This window comes from Sphingomonas trueperi (assembly GCF_040545665.1).
Classification (GTDB): domain Bacteria; phylum Pseudomonadota; class Alphaproteobacteria; order Sphingomonadales; family Sphingomonadaceae; genus Sphingomonas; species Sphingomonas trueperi_B.
The window spans coordinates 264,829-285,454 of the sequence record NZ_JBEPMH010000006.1 but is presented as its reverse complement, the minus strand read 5'-3'; the positions used below and the strand labels follow the sequence as shown (position 1 = coordinate 285,454).

21 protein-coding genes and 1 tRNA gene are annotated in these 20,626 nt (G+C 68.6%); 18 read left to right on the top strand and 4 right to left on the bottom strand.

All coding sequences use genetic code 11. The features are described from left to right. Positions 1–19 precede the first annotated feature (19 nt). The 6 genes from gspL to ABIC65_RS18885 all read left to right on the top strand — a co-directional run bounded on the left by gspL (position 20) and on the right by ABIC65_RS18885 (position 4,931). On the top strand, positions 20–1,135 hold the full coding sequence (gene gspL, locus ABIC65_RS18910; RefSeq protein WP_354310770.1) for a type II secretion system protein GspL: 1,116 nt from the start codon (positions 20–22) through the stop codon (positions 1,133–1,135). Then, positions 1,132–1,632, top strand: coding sequence for a type II secretion system protein M (locus ABIC65_RS18905; protein ID WP_354310768.1), 501 nt, complete (start codon positions 1,132–1,134; stop codon positions 1,630–1,632). Before gspL ends, ABIC65_RS18905 begins: the two co-directional genes overlap by 4 nt. Further along, positions 1,629–3,095, top strand: a complete 1,467-nt coding sequence (locus tag ABIC65_RS18900; RefSeq protein WP_354310766.1) for a GspE/PulE family protein — start codon at positions 1,629–1,631, stop codon at positions 3,093–3,095. The genes ABIC65_RS18905 and ABIC65_RS18900 overlap by 4 nt, the downstream gene beginning before the upstream one ends. Before the next feature lie 148 nt (positions 3,096–3,243). Next, positions 3,244–4,470: a type II secretion system F family protein gene (locus tag ABIC65_RS18895; protein WP_354310765.1), complete on the top strand. Its 1,227-nt coding sequence runs from the start codon at positions 3,244–3,246 to the stop codon at positions 4,468–4,470. Positions 4,471–4,533: 63 nt separating this feature from the next. Further along, complete coding sequence (locus tag ABIC65_RS18890; protein WP_354310764.1) at positions 4,534–4,713, top strand: DUF559 domain-containing protein; 180 nt, start codon at positions 4,534–4,536, stop codon at positions 4,711–4,713. Then, positions 4,710–4,931: an endonuclease domain-containing protein gene (locus ABIC65_RS18885; RefSeq protein ID WP_354310763.1), complete on the top strand. Its 222-nt coding sequence runs from the start codon at positions 4,710–4,712 to the stop codon at positions 4,929–4,931. The genes ABIC65_RS18890 and ABIC65_RS18885 overlap by 4 nt, the downstream gene beginning before the upstream one ends. 17 nt (positions 4,932–4,948) lie before the next feature. On the opposite strand, the gene ABIC65_RS18880 is transcribed toward ABIC65_RS18885, so the two are convergent. Further along, a complete protein-coding gene (locus tag ABIC65_RS18880; RefSeq protein ID WP_354310761.1) occupies positions 4,949–5,608 on the bottom strand; it encodes a hypothetical protein in 660 nt (219 codons plus the stop codon). A 56-nt stretch (positions 5,609–5,664) separates the two neighbouring features. On the opposite strand from ABIC65_RS18880, the gene ABIC65_RS18875 reads away from it, so the two are divergent. Genes ABIC65_RS18875 through ABIC65_RS18860 form a run of 4 tightly spaced genes read left to right on the top strand, consistent with a single transcriptional unit; the run spans position 5,665 to position 8,780 of the window. Continuing rightward, positions 5,665–6,699, top strand: coding sequence for an ABC transporter substrate-binding protein (locus ABIC65_RS18875; RefSeq protein ID WP_354310759.1), 1,035 nt, complete (start codon positions 5,665–5,667; stop codon positions 6,697–6,699). Beyond that, positions 6,696–7,250, top strand: a complete 555-nt coding sequence (locus tag ABIC65_RS18870) for a type II secretion system protein GspJ (protein ID WP_354310758.1) — start codon at positions 6,696–6,698, stop codon at positions 7,248–7,250. Before ABIC65_RS18875 ends, ABIC65_RS18870 begins: the two co-directional genes overlap by 4 nt. Continuing rightward, on the top strand, positions 7,247–8,131 hold the full coding sequence (locus tag ABIC65_RS18865; RefSeq protein ID WP_354310756.1) for a general secretion pathway protein GspK: 885 nt from the start codon (positions 7,247–7,249) through the stop codon (positions 8,129–8,131). Before ABIC65_RS18870 ends, ABIC65_RS18865 begins: the two co-directional genes overlap by 4 nt. Positions 8,132–8,183: 52 nt before the next feature. Next, positions 8,184–8,780: a hypothetical protein gene (locus tag ABIC65_RS18860; protein ID WP_354310754.1), complete on the top strand. Its 597-nt coding sequence runs from the start codon at positions 8,184–8,186 to the stop codon at positions 8,778–8,780. 3 nt (positions 8,781–8,783) lie between these two features. Here ABIC65_RS18860 and ybaK read toward each other — a convergent pair whose 3' ends face one another. Next, positions 8,784–9,257 carry a Cys-tRNA(Pro) deacylase gene (gene ybaK / locus ABIC65_RS18855; protein ID WP_354310752.1) on the bottom strand — a complete coding sequence of 158 codons (474 nt, stop codon included), beginning with the start codon at positions 9,255–9,257 and terminating at the stop codon, positions 8,784–8,786. Positions 9,258–9,387: 130 nt separating this feature from the next. On the opposite strand from ybaK, the gene ABIC65_RS18850 reads away from it, so the two are divergent. From ABIC65_RS18850 to ABIC65_RS18835, 4 genes are all read left to right on the top strand, one after another. Then, positions 9,388–10,113 carry a S8 family peptidase gene (locus tag ABIC65_RS18850; protein ID WP_354310751.1) on the top strand — a complete coding sequence of 242 codons (726 nt, stop codon included), beginning with the start codon at positions 9,388–9,390 and terminating at the stop codon, positions 10,111–10,113. Between the two features lie 146 nt (positions 10,114–10,259). Beyond that, positions 10,260–10,667, top strand: a complete 408-nt coding sequence (locus ABIC65_RS18845) for a DUF2147 domain-containing protein (RefSeq protein ID WP_354310749.1) — start codon at positions 10,260–10,262, stop codon at positions 10,665–10,667. A gap of 48 nt (positions 10,668–10,715) precedes the next feature. Next, entirely contained in the window at positions 10,716–12,005 is a 1,290-nt protein-coding gene (locus ABIC65_RS18840) for an OmpP1/FadL family transporter (RefSeq protein ID WP_354310748.1), read from the top strand. A 315-nt stretch (positions 12,006–12,320) separates the two neighbouring features. Further along, positions 12,321–13,685: a tetratricopeptide repeat protein gene (locus ABIC65_RS18835; RefSeq protein WP_354310746.1), complete on the top strand. Its 1,365-nt coding sequence runs from the start codon at positions 12,321–12,323 to the stop codon at positions 13,683–13,685. Between the two features lie 86 nt (positions 13,686–13,771). Here ABIC65_RS18835 and ABIC65_RS18830 read toward each other — a convergent pair. Then, a tRNA-Pro gene (locus ABIC65_RS18830) sits at positions 13,772–13,848 on the bottom strand. Positions 13,849–14,035: 187 nt separating this feature from the next. Between ABIC65_RS18830 and pnuC the strand changes: the two genes are divergently transcribed. From pnuC to ABIC65_RS18815, 3 genes are all read left to right on the top strand, one after another. Continuing rightward, positions 14,036–14,590 carry a nicotinamide riboside transporter PnuC gene (gene pnuC / locus ABIC65_RS18825; protein WP_354310744.1) on the top strand — a complete coding sequence of 185 codons (555 nt, stop codon included), beginning with the start codon at positions 14,036–14,038 and terminating at the stop codon, positions 14,588–14,590. After that, positions 14,587–15,111 (top strand): ATP-binding protein, encoded by a 525-nt coding sequence (locus tag ABIC65_RS18820; RefSeq protein ID WP_354310743.1) that lies wholly within the window; start codon positions 14,587–14,589, stop codon positions 15,109–15,111. Before pnuC ends, ABIC65_RS18820 begins: the two co-directional genes overlap by 4 nt. Positions 15,112–15,286: 175 nt before the next feature. Continuing rightward, complete coding sequence (locus ABIC65_RS18815) at positions 15,287–17,566, top strand: TonB-dependent receptor (RefSeq protein WP_354310741.1); 2,280 nt, start codon at positions 15,287–15,289, stop codon at positions 17,564–17,566. Positions 17,567–17,668: 102 nt separating this feature from the next. On the opposite strand, the gene ABIC65_RS18810 is transcribed toward ABIC65_RS18815, so the two are convergent. Beyond that, positions 17,669–18,631: a CsgG/HfaB family protein gene (locus ABIC65_RS18810; protein ID WP_354310740.1), complete on the bottom strand. Its 963-nt coding sequence runs from the start codon at positions 18,629–18,631 to the stop codon at positions 17,669–17,671. A 162-nt stretch (positions 18,632–18,793) separates the two neighbouring features. Between ABIC65_RS18810 and lepA the strand changes: the two genes are divergently transcribed. Next, positions 18,794–20,602, top strand: a complete 1,809-nt coding sequence (gene lepA, locus ABIC65_RS18805) for a translation elongation factor 4 (RefSeq protein WP_121078469.1) — start codon at positions 18,794–18,796, stop codon at positions 20,600–20,602. Positions 20,603–20,626 lie beyond the last annotated feature (24 nt).

The following is a 20,626-nucleotide window of genomic DNA, read 5'->3' as shown; positions in this document are numbered from 1 at the left end:
TCCTACCCATGAAGCTTCTGTGACACACGGCGCCCGAACGCCGGACCTGCCGCCGCCGCACGCCGGGGGTGTGTGGACGCTGGCGGGCGACCGCCTGATCATAGTCTCCGCCGAGGGACCCGCAACCATCCTCGTGCCGACCGAGCGGGTGCGGCTGCTCGCCATCGACCTGCCGTTGCCGAATCGCGCTCGGCGACTGGCCGCGCTACCCTTCGCGATCGAGGATCAGGTCGCTGAGCCGATCGAATCGCTCCATCTTGCGCTCGGCGCGCGGACCGCGCCGGCCGAGGCGCCCCATCGCTATCTGGTCGGCGTCGTTCGTGCCGAGACGATGGCCGCGTGGGTCGCGCTGGCCGAGGCGAACGGGCTGGGTGCCGCGCCGATGGTCCCCGACGTGCTGCTGCTGCCGCGCCCGGTCGAGGGCTGGACGGTGGAGGTGCGCGATGGGCGCACACTGGTGCTGGCGGCGGACGGGACGGGCTTTGCGCTGCCGGCCGCGCTGCTCGGCTCGGCCTGGGAAGCGGCCGGGCGGCCGCGCATCCACCATCTGGGCGAACCGCTCGGCGGCGATGTCGAGGCGCATGCCACCACCCCCGATCTGCGTGATGACGACGCCCGCACCGAGATCGCGGTGGCCGAGCTCGACCTGCGCCAGGGGCTGTTTGCCGCACGGCGTGAGCGTGTCTCCCATGGCTGGCGACGGCTGGGCTGGATCTTTGGCATCGGTGCGGCGGCGCATGTCCTGATCGCGGGCGGGGACGCGCTGATGCTCCGCGTTATCGCCGATCGACGTGCGGCGGAGACGCGGGCGCTGGTCTCGGTGGCGGCGCCGGGCACCGATCTGACCGGCGATCTTAAGGCGAAGGTGACCGACCTGCTGCCGACCGGCGGGGCACGCGCGCCCGATCGCTTCGTGCCGCTGCTGGCGCGGCTGTCCTCCGCGCTCGACCCGCTCGCGGGCAGCATCGCGGTGCGCGCAGTGCGCTACGAAGGCAGCGTGCTGACGATGGAGTGCGACCCCGGCGCGCCCGATCTCGCCGCGCGGATCGCCGAGGCGCTGCGCGCCGGCCGCATCCAGGGGCAGGCGACGGCCTCGCCAGACGGCTCCATTCATATTACGGCGAGCGCGGCATGAGCGATTTCTTCCGCACCCAGCTGCCGACACTCGACGCCGGCCTGTCCCGCACCGGCAACTGGTGGCAGGCCCGCAGCCCGCGTGAGCGGGCGATGTTGGCCGGTCTTGCCGTCTTCCTCGCGGCGATCGTGCTGGTCTACGGCGTGGTGAAGCCGATCCAGGGCGCGCGGGCCTCGGCACTGGCCGACATCCGCACCTATGAGACGCTCAACGCCCGCATCCGCGCGGCCGGTTCGCTGAGTTCGGCCAAGCCCCAGCGTCGTACCGGTGCGCCGGAGGTGATCGCCACCCAGTCCGCCGGGGCCTTCGGCCTGGCGCTCACCACTGCACCCATCGCGGGCGGCGTGCGCGCGAGCGTGGCGGATGCGAGCTATGACTCGCTGGTCCACTGGCTGGCCGACGTGACCACAACCAGTGACTTGCGCATCCGCAGCGTCACCCTGCAGCGACTTGGGGCTCCGGGCCATGTCTCCGCCACCGTGGAGCTGAGCCAATGATCCTCGACGTGCCGACCTTGCCGTACAGCTTCGCCCGCCGCCACGGCGTGCTGCTGCGCGAGACGCCAGAGGGGATCGAGTGCGTCCACCGCGCCGACGCGCCGCTCGACGGGCTGCTGGAAGTCCAGCGGCTGGCCCCCGGCGCGCGCTTCGTGCGGCTGGAAGGTGCCGCCTTCGACACCGCGCTGGGCCAGGCCTATGGCGGGGCGGGGGGCGCTGCGGCGGACATCGATCTGGGCGACATGGACCTCGCCGCGCTGGCCGACAGTGCCGCCAGCGTCGACGATCTGCTCGACACCCGCGATGACGCGCCGGTGATCCGCCTGATCAACGCGCTGTTGATGGAGGCGGTGAAGGAAGGCGCGTCGGACGTGCATGTCGAGACGCAGGAGAAGCGCCTCGTCGTCCGCTTCCGTGTCGACGGCGTGCTGCGCGACATGATCGAGCCGCCGCGCGCGCTGGCGCCGTTGCTGGTCAGCCGCATCAAGGTGATGGCCAAGCTCGACATCGCCGAGCGCCGCGTGCCGCAGGACGGCCGCGTGACGCTCCGCATCGGCGGGCACGACGTCGACGCGCGCGTCTCGACCATCCCGACCCAGCATGGCGAGCGAGTGGTGCTGCGCCTGCTGGAGAAGGGCTCGCTCAAGCTCGACCTGTCCGGCCTGGGCATGAGCGAGCGCGACCAGGCGGTGTTCGGGCGACTGCTCGAGCGGCCGCACGGCATCCTGCTCGTCACCGGGCCGACCGGCTCGGGCAAGACGACGACGCTCTACACCGCGCTGACCCGGCTCAACGACCGCAAGCGCAACGTGATGACGGTCGAGGACCCGATCGAGTACGAGCTCCCGGGCGTCGCGCAGACCCAGGTCAACCCGCGCACCGACATGACCTTCGCCCGCGGGCTGCGCGCGATCCTGCGCCAGGATCCGGACGTGATCATGGTCGGCGAGATCCGCGATCAGGAAACCGCGCAGGTGGCGGTGCGCTCGGCGATGACGGGGCATTTCGTGCTGTCGACGCTGCACACCAACAGCGCGGTGGGGTCGGTGACCCGGCTGATCGACATGGGGGTCGAGCGGTACCTGCTCGCGCCGATGGTCGTCGGGCTGTGCGCGCAGCGGCTGGTGCGGCGGCTGTGCCCTGCTTGCCGACGCGAAGACGTGGCGAGCGCGGCGGATTCGCTGCTGCTCGGCGGCGCGCTGCCGTTGGGGGCGCCGGTATGGCGCGCGGTCGGCTGCGACCAGTGCCATGACGAAGGCTATCGCGGGCGGGCAGGGCTGTACGAGGTCGTCGCGATCGACGACGCGTTCCAGAAGTTGATCCATGACGGCGCCAGCGAGGCGGAGATCGAGCGTCATGCGCGGGGCGACAATCCCAGCCTGCTCGACGATGGCGTGGCCAAGCTCCAGGCCGGGGTGACCACGGTGGAGGAAGTCGCCCGCGTCGTGAGGGACGAGGCGTGAGCGTGTCCCAGATCCTCCCCGGCACGGGGAGGGGGACCATGCGAAGCATGGTGGAGGGGGGCATCCTCACAGGACTCGCTCGTGGAGGTCCCCCTCCACCCCGCGGCTGCGCCGCGCGGTCCCCCTCCCCGTTCCGGGGAGGATTTTAGTGCCCGCTTTCGCCTATCGCGCGGCGGACCGCACCGGTGCCGCCAAGCGCGGCGTGATCGAGGCCTCCAGCCCCGCCGCCGCCCGCGCGCTGCTCCGCGAGCAGGCGCTGCTGCCGCTCTCGGTGGAGCCCGCGGCCGAGCGCGGCCGTTCGATCGGTTCGATAACCTTGCCGCGCTTCGGCCGCAGCGGGGTGAGAGCCCGCGCGCTCGCCACCGTCACCCGGCAGATCTCGACATTGGTCGGCTCGGACATCGCGATCGAAGAGGCACTCCGCCTCGTCGCCAGCCAGTCCGAACAGCCGGCTGTAAGCTCGCTGCTGCTCGACGTGCGCGGCGCGATCCTCGACGGGCGCAGCTTCGCCGCCGCGCTGGCGCAGCATCCCAAGGCCTTTCCCGAATTCTACCGCGCCTCGGTCGCGGCGGGCGAGGCCTCGGGGCGGCTGACCGACGTGCTCAACCACCTCGCCGAGTTCGTCGAGAACCGCCAGGCCAACGGCCAGAAGCTGCAACTTGCGCTGCTCTATCCGGCGCTGCTCGCGCTGGTGTCGTTCGGCATGATGGTGCTGCTGATGGTCTATGTCGTGCCGGACATCGTGAAGGTGTTCGTCTCGCGCGGCGCCGACCTGCCGCTGCTCACTCGCGCGCTGATCGCGATCAGTGCGTTCCTGCAGGGCTTCGGGCTGTATCTGCTGATCGCGATCGGGCTCGGCATCGTCGGGTTCGGGCGGTGGATGCGGGTGCCGGCCAATCGCCTGCGCGTCCACCGCTTCTTCGCCGAGCGCCGCCCGTTCCGCCGCTTCAGCCGCCAGATGAACGCCGCGCGCTTCGCCGGCAGCCTCGCGACCTTGGTGGGAAGCGCGGTGCCGCTGGTCGAGGCGCTGCATGCCGCCGCGGCGGTGACGCCCAACCATTTCGTCCGCGAAAAGGCGATGGGCGTGGCGATGCGGGTGCGCGAGGGGATCAGCCTGCGCGCGGCGATGCAGGAGGCGGAGATCTTCCCCTCGATGCTCGTCGCCATCGTCGCCTCGGGCGAAAGCTCGGGCAAGCTCGCGCCCGCGCTCGGCCGCGCCTCGGGCGAGCTGGAGCGCGAGCTGGACGCGCTGGTCTCGACGCTGGTCGCGCTGGTCGAGCCGCTGGTGCTGCTGGTGATGGGCGGCCTGGTGCTGCTGATGGTGCTCGCGATCCTCCTGCCGATCATCAACCTCAACAACCTGGTAGGGGTGTGAGGAAAGCCCTCTCCCGCTTGCGGGAGAGGGTTGGGTGAGAGTGAGAGGGGGAAGCGACGCGAGATGCCGACGATACGTCCTACGAACCCGCACGCACGGACACTCCGCCGAGAGGCTACCGATGCCGAGCGCGCCCTGTGGGCGCGGGTTCGCAACCGGCAGGTCGACGGCCACAAGATCCGGTTCCAGGCGACGCTCGGGCCTTACGTGGTGGACTTCCTCTGCGCGCCAAAGGCCTGGTGATCGAGCTGGACGGCAGCCAGCATGGGGAGGAAGCGGATCGCGCTCGGACCGCGTGGCTAGAGGGGCAGGGGTACCGGGTCATCCGGTTCTGGAACAACGATGTGCTCCAGAATATCGACGGCGTACTGGAAGCGATCCGGCTTCAACTGGCCGACTTGCCCGACGGGCACGACTCACCCTCACCCAACCCTCTCCCGCAGGCGGGAGAGGGCTTTTAAGAAGAGGGCTTTTTAGCTCACATCTTGCCCTGAATCCTTGCCCCACCCGGCAGGCCGAAGAAGGGCAGCGCGGCGGCGCCGTCCTTGCTCATGCCGATATCCAGCATCCCGTCCTCGCCCAGCACCGCGTCGAGCAGGACCTGCCGCCGCTGCGTCGCGGGGGTCAGGCGGATCGTCGTGCGCGGGCCGACATGCTCGGCCGTCAGCAGTAGCGCCGGCACTGCAGTCGAACCGCCGCCGGACTTCGGACGGCAGCTGCCGGGATCCGTCGTCACCTTGCCGTCGAGCATCTGGCTGCCCCCGCGCACCGCGATCCGTGCCATCTCCACCTGCATCACCAGCAGGCAGGTGAAGGGCAGGTCGGGCTGGATCGCCTGCAGCAGGCTGGCATCCGCCGCGCCGCTTACATGGTCGAGCACCGTCCGCCCGCCCAGATGCACCAGCGCGCGGCCTCCGAGATCGGTATCCGGTCCGCTCGCCTTCCAGTCCGCCGCCAGCCCCAGGCTGGTCAGCGAGCGGAGCGGCGCGAGCTGCCATTCGAGCTTGCTGCCCCCGGCCACGCCGACTTCGCCGTTCCAGATGGTCCCCGCCACGCCGCTGCGCCACGGCACGTTTCGGACGAGCAGGCTCGCCGGTGCGGTGGCCAGCATCGCCAGCGCATAGGCCCCTATGCCCAAGCCAACGAAGAGGATAAGACGCCGCCGTGCCTCATTCGCTGAATCCGGAGTTCGCAATGGACCGTCGGTCCCTGCTGCGGCTGTTGCCCTCGGGCCTCGTCCTATCCGCGGCATCGCTATCCTCCAACGCATGGGCGGGCGAGAAGAAGGACAAGCGTCCGATCGCCCTGTTGCTTCCGCTCGACGGACCGCGAGCGGGGCTGGGCCGTAGCATGCAGCAGGCCGCGTTGCTCGCGGAAAACGCCGAATATGTGCTGGCATTCGATACCGGCGGCACCGCAGAGGGCGCCGCGCGCGCCGCCGGCGAGGCACTGCGCCGCCATCCCGCGCTGATCCTCGGGCCGCTCACCGCCGCCGAAGTGCCCGCGGTGGGCAGCACGGTGGCGAACCGCGTGCCCGTGATATCCTTCAGCAACGATTCGGTGCTGCGTCAGCCGGGCGTGTGGATCTTCGGCATCACCGCCGCGCAGGTGACCAGCGCGGTGCTCCGCTACGCCCGGACGCGCGGCGTGCGATCGGTGGTGATGATCGACGACGGCTCGCCCTGGTGTGCCGCCGCCAGCCTCGCCGCCGGGCGGATGGAGAGCGAGATCGGCCTGTCCTTGCGCGTGCTCCAGGTAAAGCCGGGCCAGCCGCTCCCCCAGGCCGGCGATGCCCCCGATGCGGTGCTGCTACCGGGCAGCGGGGAGGGCGTCCTTGCCGGAGCGCGGGCGCTGAAGGGCAGCGGCGTGCAGTTGCTCGGCACGCTGCAGGGACTCGACAACCGGCCGGACGCGCTGGAGGCGCTCGATGGCGCCTGGCTGGCATGCCCCGACCCGGGCGCCTTCTCCTCCTTCGCCCAGGCCTTTGCGGCGAAGAATGGCGGGGATCCCGGCACGATCACCGCGCTTGCCTATGACGCGGCGGGCGTCGCCAACAAGCTGCGCGAGGCCAATGCGCTGAACATGAACGGACTGGTCGACGCCAAGGGCTTCCACGGCGTGACCGGGCCGGTGCGCTTCCGCACCGACGGATCGGTGGCCCGCGACTTCGCGATCGTGGTCGCCTCGCGCGACGGCTATGCCAGCGTCGCGATGAGTTCGGGATCGTGACCAAGCGGCCCGAAGCCGGCGAGTCCGGCTTCACGCTGATCGAATTGATGATCTCGCTGGGGCTGTTCGCGCTGATCGCGGTGGCCGGGCTGGCGCTGGTCGACGGCATCCTGCGCGTCAACGGCCGCACCGAGGCGCGGCTGGACCGGCTGGCGGCGCTCCAGCGGACGATGTTCGTGCTGACCAGCGACCTCGACCAGGTGGCGAGCGGGCCGATCGAGGGGCGGGGCGACCAGCTGTCCTTCGTGCGCAGCGCCCCCGGCACCGGCGGCACCGCGACCACGGTGCGCTATGCGGTGGCGGGCGGAGCGCTGGTCCGCGCCGCCCCCGCGCCACAACTGTTGCTGCCGGGCGTGGTCACCGCGCGGTGGCGCTTCTGGGACGGGGCCTGGATCGATCGCTGGCCGGTCGACGACAGCAAGGAGGCCAAGGCCCGCTGGCCCCGCGCCATCGCGCTCGACGTCCAGGCGGCAGGCCCGGGCGGCACGCCGGTCGCGCTCCACCGGGTGGTGACCCTGCCGCTCCGCGCCCAGGAGTCCCCGCCGCAATGAGCCGCCGCCCGATCCGCGACGACGAGCGCGGGATGATCCTGGTCAACGTGCTGATGTTCGTCGCGATCGCCAGCGGCCTGGTGCTGCTCATGATCGATCGCGAGGAACTGGCGCTCGACCGCGGCCTGCGGATGCGCGAGGCGGCGCGGGCGCAGGCGATCGTGCGGGGCGGCGAGCTCTCCGCGCTGGTCGCGCTGCGCCGCGACGGCGAGACGGCGGGCGATGTCGACCATGCCCGCGAACCCTGGGCCAAGCTGGCCGCCACCGCCGCGCCGATCGAAGGCGGCACCTTCGATCTCGCGATCGGCGATGCCGAGGGGCGCTTCAACATCAATTCGGTGCGCAGCGGCGAGGCGGGGGCGGTGGTGCTGATCCAGGACATCGCCAACGAGATCGAGATGCCGCCCGAACAGGTGGTGGCGGCGATCCAATATGTCCGCCTTCAGGGGCCGGTGACCGATCTGCGCCCGCTGCGGCTCGCCGGGCTCGATCCCAAGGTGGCGGACCGGCTGGAGAAGGTGGTGACCGCGCTGCCTGGCATCACCACGATCAACCTCAACGCCGCCGAGCCCGAACTGATGGCGATGCTGTTCAAGGATCCGCTGGTCGCCAGCCGGTTGCTGCAGGTGCGCAAGCGCCAGGGCTTCCTGACGCTCAAGGACCTCGACGACCAGCATGCGACTCTGCCTTGGGGCACCTCGTTCAAGTCGAGCAGCTTCTGGGTGCGCACGCGTGCGACGATCGGAGGCACCGCGCAGCAGGAGGCGACGCTGATCCAGCGGCGCCGGACCAAGGACGGCAAGCTGGAAACGGTGCCGGTCGAGCGCTGGCGCAACGCCGCGGTACCGCCGGGCGTGCCCGCCTTCGGCACCGGCCGTTGAGGTTGCGCGGCTTTTCTGGTCTGATCGCCCTGATGATGCGAGCGCGTTCCCCATGGTGCTGATGCGATGGTTCGGTCGCGGCGAGATCCGCCGCTGGCGCGACCTGCACGTTGCGATGGCGCGCGCGGTGCTGCGGCAGGCGGCGGCCGATCTGGTCGAGAACTTCGATGCCGATCTCTCCGAAGCCGATTGGCGCGACGGGCTGATCGAGCAGACCCGCTTCGTCGCCACCCGCATCGCCCCTGTCGTGCGCCAGGTCGCCGATCCGCTCGCCCGGCGGGTGATCGAGGAGGCCGATCGCGCGCTGGCGCCGATCGCCTTTCACCATCTTCAATGGCAGCCGCTGCCGGTCGACGCCAATCTGATGCGCGATATGATGGAGGAACTGGGCGACTGGGCCGCTGCGGGCGGCGCCGCGCTCACCGGCCTCGTGCGCGGCGCTGCGACAGGCTTGCCGATCGCCGGCGGGCTGGGGCGGGGCGGTCCGGCGAGCGACTGGATGCGGCTGCGTGCCGAGGCGCGGTTGCGAGCGAAGGTCCACGCCTATGTCCATGCGACGGTGGTGCAGGGGCCCAAGGGGCGGCCGGCGCTGCTCGAGCATGTCGTCGCATTGCTGCAGGACACCGCGCATCACGCGCAGCCCCTGTAACGCTCAGGCGATGATCCCGGTTACCGTTGCTCGGAGTAGAGTCGCGGCATCCTCCGGCGTGAGCCGCACCTGCAAGCCGCGTTGCCCGCCATTTATAAAGACATAGGGTTCCCTGACAGCGGTTTCCTCGATCACCGCCGGTAGCGCCTTCATCTGCCCGAACGGGCTGATGCCGCCGACCTTGTAGCCGGAGAGCCGCTCGGCGTCCGCGGGCTTCATCATCTCGGCGGATTTGCCGCCCAGGGCGGCCGCGAGTTTCTTCATCGCCACCTGGCGGTCCGAGGGCAGGATGGCGAGCACCGGCTTGCCGTCGACCTTGGCCATCAGCGTCTTGAGCACGCGCGCGGGCGGCTCGCCCAGCGCCTCGGCCGCCTGCAGGCCGATCGCGTCGGCGTCCGGGTCATAGGCATAGCTGTGCACGGTGAAGGCGATCTTCGCCGTTTCGAGCATCCGCGTGGCGCGGGTGGCCTTGGACATGGTGCTGCTCCCCGATGTCCGCGGGTGCCACGCGACCGACCTACGTGCAAGCCCTAGGGCATGATGAAGTCCTTGTTAACGCTTGCCGCCTAGCGTGTCCCCAGGTTGGGCAAGATGGGCGGAGCTGGGCATGGGCCTGCTGGGGATGGCATTGTTCGCAGCGGTTGCGGGAAACACGCCGGCAGCGGCGCCGCGGGTCGCGATCATCGACAGCGGCGTGGCGGAAACGCCTGAGCTCCACGGCAAGCTGATCGCCGAATATGACATGGCGGGCGCCGACCGCCCCGCCTTCCGCCCGCGCTACGACCATGGAACGATGGTCGCCACCATCCTCAGCCGTGCGGCGGCAGGCGAAGTGGCGATCGTGTCGCTGCGGATCGACGATCCCGCCGGATGCCGTCCCGGTGCCAATCCGCCCTGCCAGCCGAGCGCCGCGCCGATCGTCGCGGCGATCCGCAAGGCGATCGACCTCAAGGTCGACGCGATCAACATCTCGCTCGCGCTGGCGGACGATCCCGCGATCACCGCCGCCGTGCACGATGCCGCAACGGCGGGGATCGTGGTGGTGCTGGCGGCGGGGAATAACGGCCTGTCGCACCCGGGCAACCTCGCCATGGCGCGCCAGGGCTTCCCCAATGCGGTGCTGGTCGGTGCGCTCGATGCCGACGGGCAGCCCTGGACCGGCACCAACCGGCCGGAACCGCAGGCGCAGGGCTATCTCTATGTCTGGCAGCGCGGCGTCGACGTGCCGACCACGCTGGCGGACGGCCGCGCGGTGACCGGTACCGGCACCTCCTTCGCCGCACCGATCGAGACGGCGCGGCGGATCGCCAACTACCGCCGCCGGACCGCCTGAAATTTTCGGAAACATAGCCGTTATTGCGGAACTTTGAGGATCGGGTATGGTTCCGGCCCAGGAGAGGCTGGAACGTAAACATGCGCCGGGTCTGTCCTCGTTGCGGGTAAACCGTGGCGGGAACATGCGATAATGGAAAAACAAGTATGTGGATAAGTTTGCTTGTCGCGATGCTGGTAGCAGCACCGCAAGCCGGAGAGGGTGTCGAGGGCCGCTGGAAGACCCAGACACGTAACGCAATCGTCGAGATCCAGCGCTGCGGTCCTTCGATCTGTGGGCGGATCCTTACCTCGGATGCGCTGCGCACCAACCCCGATCTGCGCGATACCAAGAATTCGAACGCGCAGCTGCGCAACCGCCAGCTCAAGGGCCTGCAAATCCTGGGCGGCTTCACCGCCGACGGCGCGAACTGGAGCGGTGGCAAGATCTACAACGCCGAGGACGGCAAGACCTATAGCGCCGACATCACGCTGGCGGGGGCCGACCAGCTCAAGCTGCGCGGCTGCGTGTTCAAGCCCTTCTGCCGTACCCAGACCTGGACCCGGGTTCGCTGACGCTGCGCCACTGCGCCGTCTACGAACCCCAGTAGCGTGAGAAAAACCATGAAGAAGCTGCATCTCCTCCTCACCGCCGGCACCACGCTGGCGGCAACCGCCGGCTTTGCCGGTGCCGCCCATGCCCAGGCCTTCTATCTGCAGGAACAGTCCGCGCGCGGCGCCGGCCGAGCCTTTTCGGGCGAGGTCGCCGATACCGGCGCGGCCTCGCTCTGGTGGAACCCCGCCGCGATCGCCGATGCCGAGCGGATCGAGGTCAACCTCAACGCCGCGGCGATCCTGCCGCGCGGCGAGGTGGTCGATACCGGCACGCTGATCCGGCGCCCCGGCGGCCAGCCCTTCACCGGCGTCGGCGGCGAGAGCACCAGCCGCAACCCGATCAACAACGGCGTGCTGCCCTCGGGCGCGATCGCGGTGCCGCTCGGCCACCGTGTCGCGCTCGGGCTGGCGGTCACCTCGCCCTACAGCTTCACCACCGATTATTCGGCGAGCAGCTGGGCGCGCTACAGCGCCGACAAGACCCGGCTGCGCACCGTCGACATCCAGCCCTCGATCGCCGTGTCGGTGACCGACTGGCTGCGTGTCGGCGCGGCGGCGAATGTCGAATATACCGATGCCAGCCTGAGCAACGCCCTGCCGAACGTGGCCGCCAGTCTGCCCGACGGGCGGCAGGAACTGAAGGGCGACGGCTGGGATGTGGGCTGGAGCGCGGGCTTCCAGATGCACAGCGACCGGGTGACCGCGGGCTTCAGCTACAAGTCCGCCATCCGCCACAAGTTGAAGGGCGAGCTGACGGTGAGCGGGCTGGTCGTGCCGCTCCAGACCGGCAACATGGCGCTGTCGAACGTGCAGGCGGACTTCTACACGCCCGCGCAGCAGATCGCCGGCCTGCGCTGGCGCGCTACCGACAAGCTGACGCTCAACGGCCAGGTGGTGCACTATAACTGGGACAAGTTCGACGCGATCCGCCTCGGCGCGCCGCTCAACCAGGCAATCCCCGAAAACTATCGCGAAAGCTGGAGCTATGCGGCTGGCGTCGACTATATGGTTTCGCCCGCGCTGACGCTGCGCGCCGGTGCACAGCGGGCGACCACGCCGACCCAGAACGGCCAGCGCGATGCGCGCGTGCCCGACGCCAACCGCTGGAACTTCGGTGCGGGCGGCTCCTATGCGGTGACGCAGAACATCGTGCTCGACGCGGCGGCGAACTATGTCGACTTCGCCAACGCGCCGATCGACAAGGCGACGATCGCGGCGGGCTCGACGATCGTGACGCAGGGGCAGCTCCGCAATGCACGGGCGTTCGTCTTCTCGCTGGGGGGCCGCGTCCAGTTCTGACGGATTGGTTCGCTCGAACCTGCAGCAGCGCCGTCGACCCCCTGGGTCGGCGGCGTTTCTTTTTCTAGCCCCTCCTCCTTGGAGGAGGGGTTGGGGGTGGAGGGATTCCAGAACGCCGGTTGGTCTCGGTGAGACACAGCCCCACCCCAACCCCGCATCAGGTGAACAGCGCCCCGCGCTGTTCAGGCGCTGCCGGGGGCAGCGCCGACCTGATGCGCCTGAAGGGGAGGGGCTTAAATAGGAGGACTATCGCCCGGCCCCCTGAACACCTATCCCGAGCGACCCGCATCGAAACCAGATCTTAAGGATGTTCCTGTGACCGACCTCGAGTCCCCCGATCGCCTGACCGAGGCCCGTACCGCGCTCGCCGAGGCGATGGCGCTGCACGAGCAGGGGGATCTGGCGGCGGCCGAGCGGCGGTATCGCGCGGCGCTCGCGCATGGCTATCGCTCGGTCGAGATCCTGCCGTTGCTGGCCGGCCTGCTCGGACGGCTCTCGCGCCCCGAGGATGCGCTGGTCGCCTGGGACGAACTGCTCGCGATCGAGCCCGATCACGCCGTCGCGCTGCACGAAAAGGGCCTGACGCTCCACTGGCTCGGCCGCAGCGACGAAGCGATCGCGCCGCTGGAGCGCGCCTGTGCGCTCGATCCGGACAATCCCACCGCGCTGGGCAACCTCGCCGTGGTGCTGGCGGATGTGGGCCGCAATCTGGAGGCGCTGCGGCTCTTCCGCCGCGCGCTCGCGCTCCAGCCCGACAATCTGCACCTGCAGCACCAGGTCCGGCGGCTGGGTTCGGGCGCGGTGCCCTTCTGGCATATCCCGATGATGAACGACGTGCCGCGCAACGATGCGTTCGAGGCGGCGATCAAGGCGGCGCTCGCCGTCGCCGGTCCGGACGCGCGGTTGCTCGATATCGGCGCAGGCAGCGGGCTGTTGTCGCTGATGGCCGCGCGGGCAGGGGCGCGGAAGGTCGTCGCCTGCGAGATGGAGCCGCTGATCGCCGAGATGGCGCAGACCATCGTCGCGCAGAACGGCTATGCCGACCGCATCACCGTCCACGCCAAGCCCTCTACCGAACTCGCGATCGGCGCCGAGCTGGATGGGCCCGCGGACATCCTGGTATCCGAAATCCTGTCCAGCGACCTGCTGACCGAAAAGGTGCTCGATACCTTCGAGGATGCCCATCGCCGCCTGCTTGCACCCGACGCGATCGTCATCCCGCGGGCGGCGACGGCGGTGGGCTGCCTCGTCGCCAGCGACAACCTCGCCGAGTATGCGTTCGTCGGCGACGTGTCGGGCTTCGATCTCTCCGCCTTCACCGCCTTCGCGCCGCAGCGCCTGCCGATCCATGGCACGATGACCGGCTGGCAGCGCCTGTCCGACGATCTCGAGCTGGTCCGGCTGGACCTGACCGAAAAGAAGCACGACGCCACGCTCGCGCGCCTGCGCATCCCCGTCACGGCGAGCGGGCGCGCCATCGGCATCGTCCAGTGGATGCACATCGATCTGTGGGACGGCGTGAGCTTCGACAACCATCCGGACGGCTATCACGACGGCGGCTGGCTGCAGGTGCTGCACAGCTTCCCCGCGCCGATCGAAGTGACCGAGGGCGAGACGCTGGACATCGCGGTCGGCCATGACCGGATCACGCTGATCCTGATGCCGCTGGAGAGCGGCTGAGGCGCGCGGCTCCGCGTTCAGCTAAAGGGGAGAAAAGGGCTAGCGGGCGACCCGAAGGTCACCCGCTGTATCCCAAATGCAAGTAATGGTCGGGGAGAGAGGATTCGAACCTCCGGCCCCTGCCTCCCGAAGACAGTGCTCTACCAGGCTGAGCTACTCCCCGACGGAGTCCGGTCTACAATGCTTTCGGGAGCAGACCGGCTTGAGCTTGGAGGCGCGCCTATAAGGGTGGGTTGGCCAAGCCGTCAAGCGCTTCGTTGCAGCAAAAAGGCAGCGACGTGCTTTTTTTCCGCATTGCACCGATTGCGCCCCTCGACCGCCCGTCAGCGGACCGATAAGCCTCGCCGCCAATGTCGCCGATCGAAGCCGTCGCCACCCTGCTGGGGCTCGCCAATGTCGCGCTGGTCGTGCGGCGGAGCCTGTGGAACTATCCCTTCGCGCTGGCGATGGTGACGCTCTACGCCTGGATCTTCCTGCAGGCGCGGCTGTACAGCGACGCGCTGCTCCAGGGCTTCTATTTCGTCGTCAACGGCTATGGCTGGTGGAACTGGCGCCGGGCCAAGGCAGAGGCGGGGGAGGTGCCGGTGGTGCGGCTGTCGAACCGCGCGCGGCTGGCCTGGGGCATAGGTGCCGCGCTCGCCGCGATCGGCTGGGGCGCACTGATGCACCGGCTGACCGATGCGGCCTTTCCCTGGTGGGACGGCACGATCGCGGTGCTGAGCATCGTAGCGCAGATTCTCCAGTCGCGCCGTGCCTGGGAATGCTGGCCGTTGTGGATCGCGGTGGACCTGCTCGCCATCCCCCTGTTCCTGGTGAAGGGGCTGCATCTGACCGCGGGCCTCTATTGCCTTTTCCTCGCGCTTTCGGTGTGGGGAGCGATCGACTGGACCAGGGCCCGCGCATGATTCCCCGTACCATCTGCCTCCACGGCCCCGAAAGCACGGGCAAGACCACCGTCGCCGCACGGCTGGCCGAGGCGCTGGGCGGCACCGTGCTCGACGAATATGGCCGGGAATATGCCGAGACGCGCGGCACCGACTTCACGATGCGCGACCTGGTCGAGATCGCCAAGACGCACGACGCCGGCACCCGGATGATGCTGGAGACGGCCCCGCCGCCGCTGATCCTCGATACCGATCCGCTGATGACGGCGGTGTGGGCGGACATGCTGTTCGGCACGCGCGACCCGTGGTTCGACGCGTGGCAGGGGACAGCGGACGTCTATCTGCTGTTCGACATCGACCTGCCCTGGGTGGCGGACGGCACGCGGCTGTTCGGCACGCGGGAGTTGCGCCAGCGCTTCTTCGATCTCTCGCGCGCTGAACTGGAGCGTCGCGGCGTCCCCTGGGCGCTGGTTCGGGGGGAAGGGGAGGCGCGCACCGCCGCCGCGCTCGCCGCGATCGAGGCTTTTGGGCAACAGATCTGAGGAACCGGCAACCGCCGGAATTCCGTCACAGGAAGTTCACAATCCAAGCCTAGCGCCGCCCCCGACGGCAACGGGGAACTACAGATCAAGTCGTTAGGACAGCCGGCGAAATGCCGGACTGCGTTCCCGCGCGCCGTCCACACAGAAGATCAAGATATCCATTCGGGGAAAACCAATGCTGAATCTCGCGCGCGACAAGCGCAGCCTGCTGATCGGCGCCGCCCTTGGCGCGCTGTTCACGTCCGACATCGCCTTCGCCCAGGATACGCAGGCGAATGACGGCCTGAGCGAAATCGTCGTCACCGCCGAGCGTCGCCCGGAAAACCAGCAGGACGTGCCGCTCTCGGTCGCGGTGCTGCCCGCCGCGCAGGCGCGCGACTATACCGCCGGCGGCGACGACACGCTGCTCGCACTTTCGGGCAAGGTGCCGGGCCTGTACGTCGAATCCTCGACCGGCCGCATCTTCCCGCGCTTCTACATCCGCGGCCTCGGCAACGTCGATTTCTACCTCGGCGCGTCGCAGCCGGTCTCGATCATCCAGGACGATATCGTCCTCGAGCATGTCGTGATGAAGTCGAACCCGGTGTTCGACGTCAACCAGATCGAAGTGCTGCGCGGCCCCCAGGGTTCGCTGTTCGGCCGCAACACCACCGCCGGCATCATCAAGTTCGATTCGATCCGCCCCTCGCAGCAGTTCGAGGGCCGCGGCACCGCGAGCTACGGCAGCTATAACAGCGTCAATGTCGACGCGGGCGTCGGCGGGCCGATCATCCAGGACAAGCTCGCCTTCCGCATCTCGGGGCTCTACCAGCACCGCGACGATTATATCGACAACAGCTACACCGGCCCGAGCGCCGACGGGACGCGCGTCGGCCGCAAGGATGCCGCCGGCGGCTTCAACGAGCGCGACGTGCGCCTGCAGCTGCTCGCGACGCCGAACGAGAGCCTGTCGATCCTCGCCTCGGGCCATGCCCGCTGGTATGACGGCACCGCCACCGTGTTCCGCCGCGGCGCGCTGAACCTGGGCTCCAACCAGATTAACGGCGTGCAGTTCACCCGCGCGCGCTGGGACGAAGGCGCCGACAATCCGCAGAACTACAAGACTGCCGGCGGCTCGGTGCACATCAACTGGGATCTGGGCCCGGTCACGCTGACCTCGATCACCGGCTATGAGACGCTGTCCGGCTACAGCCGCGGCGATACGGATGGTGGCGCAGCGGCCGATTTCGGCAATGCCGGCTTCGGCGAATCGATGGGCCGCGTGAAGGGCCTCGACCAGTGGACCGAGGAATTCCGCGTCGCCAGCAACGGCGAGGGGCCGCTCAAGTGGCAGGTCGGCGCGATGTATTTCGACGCGCGCGACATCACCGATTTCTACCAGCGCGCCTATTTCCTGAGCGGCACCGCCAACAACCCGAACAACTGGGTGCGGCTGCACAACATGAACACCAGCTGGGCGGTGTTCGGTCAGGCGAGCTACGAGATCGCGCCGAAGCTGACGATTACCGCCGGCGGCCGCGTGACCGAGGACACCAAGACCACCGATCTGCTCAAGACGGCAGACACGATCGCGGGCGGCGTCACCTATACCGGCCGCCGTCACGTGCGCCTGTCCGATACCCAGCCGAGCTGGGACCTGAGCGCGCGCTACGAGATCAATCCGGACGTCAGCGTCTATGCCCGCGTCGCCAAGGGGTTCCGTGGGCCGACGATCCAGGGTCGCTCGGCGGTGTTCAACTCGGATTTCACCACCGCGAATTCGGAAAAGATCCTGTCGTGGGAAGCGGGTGTGAAGACCCAGCTGGGCCGCACGCTGCGCTTCAACCTGTCGGGCTTCTATTACACGGTCGACGACATCCAGCTGAACGGCAACGACCTGAACGGCAACGGCGTGCTGCTCAATGCCCACAAGGCCAAGGCCTATGGCATGGAAGCGGATGCCGATTGGCGTCCGGTGCGCAACCTCTCGATCCAGGCGGGCCTGAGCCTGCTGCACAGCGAGATCGAGGACAAGAACCTCGAGGCGCAGGTCTGCGCGTTCGGCGGCGCGGTGACGTGCACCGTGCTCGATCCGCTGCGCAAGCAGGGCTCGCTGTTCCTGGCGAAGATCGACGGCAATCCGTTGCCCAACGCGCCGGAATATAATGTCAGCCTGAATGCCCGCTATGACATTCCGATGGACATTGGCGGCAAGCTGTTCCTGGCGACCGACTGGAACCTGCAGGGCTACACCAACTTCGTGCTGTACGAGACCAAGGAGTTCACCGCGAACGGCAACTTCGAAGGCGGCCTGAAGATCGGCTACACCGCCGAGAACGATGCCTGGGAAGTTGCGGGCTTCATCCGGAACCTTACCGGCGAGAAGAACCTGAAGGGCGTGATCGAGAATTATCGCGCCGCCGTGCTCAACGAGCCGCGCGTGTTCGGTGTCTCGCTGAGCGGCAAGTTCAAGTAAGCCGCACCGGTTGCACCTCCCCTTGCCGGGGAGGTGCGACAGGCAACAGAAAAGGGCCGCCGCGGGGTCTCCGCGACGGCCCTTTTTCTTGAACGTGCCCGATCAGTTCGACGGGGCGAGCTTGGTGTTCAGCACCCAGCCGACATTGTCGTTCTCGTCGGCGACCTCCCACCACAGGCCGTCCTTCTTGCCGGTGGGGTAGAGGATCGCGCCGACGGGCAGCGTGCGGATCACCTTGCCGGTCGCCGCGGGCAGGCTGCGCATCGCCACCGGCGCCTGGGCGGTGAAGGTCTTGGTCGGCGCCGCCTGCGCGGTGCCCTCGTCGCCCGGGCGCACGAGGCCGAGCTCGTTGACCATCTTCGAATAGGCATCGATGAACGCCAGCGTCACGATCCGGCCGATATCGGTGTTGTCATAGCCGCCGCCGACCGCACCCAGGCCGCCGCCGATGAAGCCGATGCCACCGCCGGCACCCCAGCTCACGCTATTCTTCGAGGCATAGCCTTCCTGCGTCGCGATCGTCTCGGTGGTGCGCACGTTGGTCAGCGAGAGGACGGTGTTCGCCTCCATCTTGCGCGACTTGATGCCGCCCAGCAGGCCGCCGATCGGCCCGCCGAGCACGCCGCCGGCCGCACCGGCAATGCCGCTGCCCGCCGCGTTGCGGTTCGAGGCCTGCACCTCGGCGACAAGCACATAGTCCGCCGCCTTGATCTGGCCCTGGCCGACATTGGCGCCGCGCTGGTGGCCGAGATCGCCGCCGATGTTGCGCTCCAGCTGCGCCGCCTGCAGGCCCGAGCCGCGGTCGACCAGGTTGAAGCAGCCCGAACGCTGGACCAGCACCTTGAGCAGCTTCTGCGGCGGCGCCAGCGAATATTGCGTCCAGCCGCGGGGATCGTCGCCGTCGACGATCGACAGCGTGCCCAGCTTGCGTGCGCAATGCGGCACGTCCTGCACCGCCTGTTCCTGCGTGCGCTGGGTCTTGGTCGGCTTGCTCTGGGCGAGCGCGGGAACCGCGCCCACGCACAATGCCATCGCCCCGGCGGCGCCGAGCAACTGCTTCATCATTATACTAAAACCTCCCTGTACAACCAGGCGGTCCGCAGTGGGAAAAGACCGCCCCCCGGTTGCGTCCGTAACAGAATGGACCGCTTCGGCCTAGCGCGCTTGCGACCTCGTGCAATCCGGTACTTTGGCTTTTGCTCGCAGCCTGCTATCGGCCGCGGAATCATGGCCACCGACATCACCAAGATCCGCAATTTCTCGATTATCGCGCACATCGACCATGGCAAGTCGACGCTTGCCGACCGGCTGATCCAGCGCACCGGCGGGCTGGCGGACCGCGAAATGTCCGAGCAAGTCCTTGATAACATGGACATCGAGAAGGAGCGGGGGATCACCATCAAGGCGCAGACCGTGCGCCTGGAATGGAAGGGCCATGTCCTCAACCTGATGGACACGCCGGGCCATGTCGACTTCGCCTATGAGGTGAGCCGCAGCCTCGCCGCCTGCGAGGGGGCGCTGCTGGTGGTCGACGCCGCCCAGGGCGTCGAGGCGCAGACGCTCGCCAACGTCTACCAGTCGATCGAGCATGATCACGAGATCATCCCGGTGATCAACAAGATCGACCTGCCCTCGGCCGAACCCGAGAAGGTCCGCGCCGAGATCGAGGACGTGATCGGCCTCGACGCCTCCAACGCCGTCCTCGCCAGCGCCAAGAGCGGCATCGGCATCGACGAGATCCTCGACGCGATCGTCGAGCGGATCCCGTCGCCCAAGGGCGACCCCGCCGCCCCGCTCAAGGCGATGCTGGTCGATAGCTGGTACGATCCGTATCTCGGCGTCGTCATCCTCGTCCGGGTGATCGACGGCTCGATCAAGAAGGGCCAGCAGGTCAAGTTCATGCAGACCGGCACGACCCATCTGGTCGACCGCGTCGGCGCCTTCCGCCCCAAGATCGAGCAGCTGCCCGATCTCGGCCCCGGCGAGATCGGCTTCATCACCGCCCAGATCAAGGAAGTCGCCCAGGCCCGCGTCGGCGACACGCTGACCGACGCCAAGAAGCCCGCCGCCGAGGCGCTGCCGGGCTTCAAGGAAGTCCAGCCGGTCGTCTTCTGCGGCCTCTTCCCCGTCGACGCCGCCGACTTCGAGAAGCTGCGCGAGAGCATCTCCAAGCTGCGCCTCAACGACGCCTCGTTCAGCTTCGAGATGGAGACCTCGGCCGCGCTCGGCTTCGGCTTCCGCTGCGGCTTCCTCGGGCTGCTGCACCTGGAGATCATCCAGGAGCGGCTGATGCGCGAGTATGACCTCGACCTCATCACCACCGCGCCGAGCGTGGTCTACAAGATGCAGCTCACCAAGTCCGCCGGCGAGGCCGAGGGCAAGGAAATCGAGCTCCACAACCCCGCGGACATGCCCGACCCCAACCGGATCGAGGAGATCCAGGAGCCGTGGATCCAGGCGGTGATCTACATGCCCGACGAATATCTCGGGCCGATCCTCAAGCTCTGCCAGGATCGCCGCGGCATCCAGAAGAACCTCACCTATGTCGGCGGCCGCGCCCAGCTGACCTACGAGCTGCCGCTCAACGAAGTGGTGTTCGACTTCTACGATCGCTTGAAGTCGATCAGCCGCGGCTATGCCAGCTTCGACTATGAGCAGATCGGCTACCGCGCCGGCGACCTCGTCAAGATGGGCATCCTGGTCAACAACGAGCCGGTCGACGCGCTGAGCATGATCGTCCACCGCTCGACCGCCGAGAGCCGCGGCCGCGGCATGTGCGAGCGCCTCAAGGACCTGATCCCGCGCCACCTGTTCAAGATCCCGATCCAGGCGGCGATCGGCGGCAAGGTGATCGCGCGCGAGACGATCGCCGCGATGCGCAAGGACGTGACCGCGAAATGCTATGGCGGCGACGCCTCGCGCAAGCGCAAGCTGCTGGACAAGCAGAAGGAAGGCAAGAAGCGGATGCGCGAGTACGGCAGCGTGCAGATCCCGCAGGAAGCCTTCATCGCAGCACTTCGGATGGGCGAGGAATAAGGGTCGGGCGAGGCGTCGGGTCCG

What these genes read in the sequence shown, in the direction of transcription:
- ABIC65_RS18875 (WP_354310759.1), top strand. Translation starts at nt 5,665, where the DNA reads ATGGACCGTCGGTCCCTGCTGCGGCTGTTGCCCTCGGGCCTCGTCCTA.
- ybaK (WP_354310752.1), bottom strand. Translation starts at nt 9,257, where the DNA reads ATGTCCAAGGCCACCCGCGCCACGCGGATGCTCGAAACGGCGAAGATC.
- ABIC65_RS18890 (WP_354310764.1), top strand. Translation starts at nt 4,534, where the DNA reads ATGCCGACGATACGTCCTACGAACCCGCACGCACGGACACTCCGCCGA.
- ABIC65_RS18900 (WP_354310766.1), top strand. Translation starts at nt 1,629, where the DNA reads ATGATCCTCGACGTGCCGACCTTGCCGTACAGCTTCGCCCGCCGCCAC.
- ABIC65_RS18905 (WP_354310768.1), top strand. Translation starts at nt 1,132, where the DNA reads ATGAGCGATTTCTTCCGCACCCAGCTGCCGACACTCGACGCCGGCCTG.
- ABIC65_RS18860 (WP_354310754.1), top strand. Translation starts at nt 8,184, where the DNA reads ATGGTGCTGATGCGATGGTTCGGTCGCGGCGAGATCCGCCGCTGGCGC.
- ABIC65_RS18810 (WP_354310740.1), bottom strand. Translation starts at nt 18,631, where the DNA reads ATGATGAAGCAGTTGCTCGGCGCCGCCGGGGCGATGGCATTGTGCGTG.
- ABIC65_RS18850 (WP_354310751.1), top strand. Translation starts at nt 9,388, where the DNA reads ATGGGCCTGCTGGGGATGGCATTGTTCGCAGCGGTTGCGGGAAACACG.
- ABIC65_RS18845 (WP_354310749.1), top strand. Translation starts at nt 10,260, where the DNA reads ATGTGGATAAGTTTGCTTGTCGCGATGCTGGTAGCAGCACCGCAAGCC.
- ABIC65_RS18820 (WP_354310743.1), top strand. Translation starts at nt 14,587, where the DNA reads ATGATTCCCCGTACCATCTGCCTCCACGGCCCCGAAAGCACGGGCAAG.
- ABIC65_RS18865 (WP_354310756.1), top strand. Translation starts at nt 7,247, where the DNA reads ATGAGCCGCCGCCCGATCCGCGACGACGAGCGCGGGATGATCCTGGTC.
- pnuC (WP_354310744.1), top strand. Translation starts at nt 14,036, where the DNA reads ATGTCGCCGATCGAAGCCGTCGCCACCCTGCTGGGGCTCGCCAATGTC.
- lepA (WP_121078469.1), top strand. Translation starts at nt 18,794, where the DNA reads ATGGCCACCGACATCACCAAGATCCGCAATTTCTCGATTATCGCGCAC.
- ABIC65_RS18840 (WP_354310748.1), top strand. Translation starts at nt 10,716, where the DNA reads ATGAAGAAGCTGCATCTCCTCCTCACCGCCGGCACCACGCTGGCGGCA.
- ABIC65_RS18815 (WP_354310741.1), top strand. Translation starts at nt 15,287, where the DNA reads ATGCTGAATCTCGCGCGCGACAAGCGCAGCCTGCTGATCGGCGCCGCC.